General features: G+C 70.8%; 3 protein-coding genes and 1 pseudogene. 1 reads left to right on the plus strand and 3 read right to left on the minus strand.

Annotated features, from left to right (window positions below; genetic code table 11):
* Positions 1–229, minus strand: a pseudogene (locus tag GTW40_RS19920) (hypothetical protein); the annotation flags it as partial.
* Between the two features lie 41 nt (positions 230–270).
* On the minus strand, positions 271–1,725 hold the full coding sequence (locus GTW40_RS19925; protein ID WP_161181556.1) for a cytosine permease: 1,455 nt from the start codon (positions 1,723–1,725) through the stop codon (positions 271–273).
* A 180-nt stretch (positions 1,726–1,905) separates the two neighbouring features.
* Here GTW40_RS19925 and ftsY point away from each other — a divergent pair, with 180 nt between their 5' ends.
* On the plus strand, positions 1,906–3,114 hold the full coding sequence (gene ftsY, locus GTW40_RS19930) for a signal recognition particle-docking protein FtsY (protein WP_161181557.1): 1,209 nt from the start codon (positions 1,906–1,908) through the stop codon (positions 3,112–3,114).
* A 145-nt stretch (positions 3,115–3,259) separates the two neighbouring features.
* On the opposite strand, the gene GTW40_RS19935 is transcribed toward ftsY, so the two are convergent.
* Positions 3,260–3,538 (minus strand): bifunctional DNA primase/polymerase (locus tag GTW40_RS19935; RefSeq protein ID WP_202486153.1); only part of this gene is annotated, 279 nt, incomplete at its 5' end.

A 3,538-nucleotide genomic window follows, 5' to 3' on the forward strand; every position in this document is an offset into this window, starting at 1 on the left:
CGAGGGGGTCGGGCGGGCGCACGCGGGGGGCCAGTGAGTCGTAGCGGGTGCGGATCACGGCCTCGGCCTCGTGGAGGCCCAGGCCCTGGGGGCGCAGGGCCTCCCACACCGTCTTGACCGCCGGCAGGTAGTGGTCGTGCAGGACGTGGGCGTCCGCTTCCCGCCGGGTCTCGTCGTCCAGGCGGGACCACCAGTCGGGCGTCGGTTCACGCGGCGCGGGGAGTTCCATGGGGGGCACCATAGTGCCGCCACGGAACTCCCCGTACGACGTCAGACCGCGGCCGGGACGAGCTCCTCGGCCGGTGCCGTCCCGGGCTCGGCCGGGGCCGGGACCGCGGGCTTCGGCAGCAGCAGGTACAGCGCGCCCGAGATCACGATCGCCGCGATCCAGCCGAGGCCGTACTCGCCGACGAAGTTGTTCTTGGCCAGCGGGCCGGTGAACCAGTCCGAGGTGGTGAACATCAGGCCGCAGATCAGGCCGATCGCCCAGGAGGCCACCGCGGTGGGGGAGAAGCCGGCCCGGTACCAGTAGGCGCTGGTGCGGCCGGTGTCGGCCATGGCGCGGGCGTCGTACTCCTTGCGGCGGAACATGTCCGCGCCGAAGACGCCGGTCCACGCGGAGAAGGCGACCGCGAGCATGGAGAGGAAGGCGATGAAGGAGCCCATGAAGCTCGTCGCCACCAGCATCAGCACGCCACCCAGCGCCAGCGAGATCACGGCGTTCACCGAGACCGCCCAGTGGCGCGGGATCTTGAAGCCGAGGGTCTGCGCGGTGAAACCGGCCGAGTACATCGACATCGAGTTGATCAGCAGCATGCCGACCACCGCGATCAGCAGATACGGCACCGTGATCCACAGCGGCAGGATCGTGCCGAGGAAGGAGACCGGGTCGGTGGCCGAGGCCAGGTCGGGCGTGCCGACCGCCATGACCGCGCCCATCAGCACCAGCGGCAGCACGACGATGCCCGCACCGCCGACGGTGTTGCCGACGATCGCCTTGGAGGAGGCCGTACGCGGCAGATAGCGCGTGAAGTCCGGCGCGGACGGAATCCAGCTCACGCCACCCGCCGCGATCATGCCGACGGCGGTGATCAGCGAGGCCGTGGACCCGGCGCCCTGGTGCATCACCTTCGACCAGTGGGTGTGCACCGCGAGGTAGCCGAGCACCAGCACCGAGAAGACACCGAAGAGATACGTCGCGTACTTGCTGCACTTCTGCACGGCGTTGATGCCGAGCCCGGAGATCGCGAAGGTCGCGATCACGAAGAGCAGCAGCGTGACGATGTCCAGCACGCCGTTCGCCTTGATCCCGAGACCCAGGTCCAGGATGGTGAGCAGCGCGTACGCGCCGGTCACCGCGTTGATCGTCTCCCAGCCCCAGCGCGCGACCCAGATCAGCGAACCGGGCAGCAGATTGCCGCGCTGGCCGAAGACCGCCCGCGACAGCGCCATGCCGGGCGCGGCACCCCGCTTGCCCGCGATGCCGAGCAGACCGACCAGGCCGTAGGAGACGAGCGGCGCGACGCCCGCGACGACGAGCGCCTGCCAGAAGTTCAGGTGGTACGACACCACCAGGCTGGCGCCCATCGTGAGCAGCAGGACGCTGATGTTGGCGCCCACCCAGGTGGGGAAGAGCCCACGCGTACGCGCGGTGCGTTCGTGATCGGGGACCGGCTCGATGCCACGGGTTTCCAGCGCGCTCTCGCGCGCGGCCGTCTTGCTCATGAAAAAGGGGTGTCCTTGCGGTGGGGGACGAGGACGACGGGCTCGACGCGCGCGGCGGAGCCAAGAGTCATCGTAGTTTAATCCGACTCCACTGCCCCTGTGGCATTTGTCTCTTGGAGGAAACGACAAGCGTCCGCAAGCCTCTTCGGCGGATACCCCATGGCCGATACTGGACGCGTTATGGAAACCATCATCCTTGCTGTAGTCATCGCCGTGGTCGTGCTCGGCGCGCTCGGCGGGCTCCTCATCGGCAGCACACTCAAGAAGAAGAAGCGGCTGCCACCGCCACCGCCCTCCGCGCCCGACCTCACCGCGCCCCCGGCCGAGCCACAGGTCGGCGAAGAGGCCGAGACTCCGCGCGACGAACCGCGCCGGACGATCGAGGAGGTGGACCTCCCGGACGGCGGGACCACCACCGTCGAGGAGCCGCCCGCCGCCGAGAAGGCTCCCGAGATCGAGATCCCGGAGCCCACCGCGGGGCGGCTCATCCGCCTCCGCGCCCGTCTCTCCCGCTCCCAGAACGCCCTCGGCAAGGGCCTGCTCACGCTGCTCTCGCGCGAGCACCTGGACGAGGACACCTGGGAGGAGGTCGAGGACACCCTCCTGACCGCCGACGTCGGCGTGCGGCCCACCCAGGAACTGGTCGAGCGGCTGCGCGAGCGCGTCAAGGTGCTCGGCACCCGCACCCCCGAGGAACTGCGCGGCCTGCTCCGCGAGGAGCTGCTCAAGCTCGTCGGCACCGACATGGACCGTGCGGTCAAGACGGAGCCCGAGGGCCGCAAGCCCGGCATCGTCATGGTCGTCGGCGTCAACGGCACCGGCAAGACCACCACCACCGGCAAGCTCGCCCGGGTCCTGGTCGCCGACGGCCGCACCGTCGTCCTCGGTGCCGCCGACACCTTCCGTGCCGCCGCCGCCGACCAGCTTCAGACCTGGGGCGAGCGGGTCGGCGCCTACACCGTGCGTGGCCCGGAGGCGGGCGACCCCGCCTCCGTCGCCTTCGACGCGGTGAAGGAGGGCAAGGAGATGGGCGTCGACGTGGTGCTCATCGACACCGCGGGACGTCTGCACACCAAGACCGGCCTCATGGACGAGCTGGGCAAGGTCAAGCGCGTCGTGGAGAAGCACGCCCCGCTCGACGAGGTGCTGCTCGTGCTCGACGCCACCACCGGACAGAACGGCCTGGTGCAGGCCCGCGTCTTCTCCGAGGTCGTGGACATCACCGGCATCGTGCTGACCAAGCTCGACGGCACCGCCAAGGGCGGCATCGTCATCGCCGTCCAGAACGAGCTGGGCGTGCCGGTCAAGCTGATCGGCCTGGGCGAGGGCCCCGACGACCTGGCGCCCTTCGACCCGGAGGCGTTCGTGGACGCGCTTCTCGGTGACTGAGCCCCCGGACGCGATCACTCCACTACACGGCGAAGCGCCCGTCCCCACACCAGCGGTGGGGGACGGGCGCTTCGCCGTATGAGCCGGTGAGGCTCCGAACAAGCCGGTGAGGTAAGCCGGTGAGGCTCCGAGTCCGCCGGTTTCTCTACGCCCCCGCCCGCGACCGGTGCGCCACATACGCCAGCGTCCCCAGCAGCAGCCGGGCCGCCGGAAGCCTGGTCGCGCTGTCCAGCGCCGGAGGGCGCAGCCACCGCACGGGTCCGAGGCCGCCGCGGTCGGAGGGCGGGGCGGTGATGTACGTACCCGGGCCGAGACCGCGCAGGTCCAGGGCGGCGGGGTCGTCCCAGCCGAGGCGGTAGAGCAGCCGGGGCAGCTCGGCGGCGGCGCCGGGGGCGACCAGGAAGTGGGCGCGGCCCTCGGGGGT

Origin of the sequence: Streptomyces sp. SID4985 (assembly GCF_009863025.1) — a bacterium.
Taxonomy (GTDB): domain Bacteria; phylum Actinomycetota; class Actinomycetes; order Streptomycetales; family Streptomycetaceae; genus Streptomyces.

Excerpts from the sequence above, each read along its gene's own strand:
- GTW40_RS19925 (WP_161181556.1), bottom strand. The coding sequence starts at position 1,725 with ATGAGCAAGACGGCCGCGCGCGAGAGCGCGCTGGAAACCCGTGGCATC.
- ftsY (WP_161181557.1), top strand. The coding sequence starts at position 1,906 with ATGGAAACCATCATCCTTGCTGTAGTCATCGCCGTGGTCGTGCTCGGC.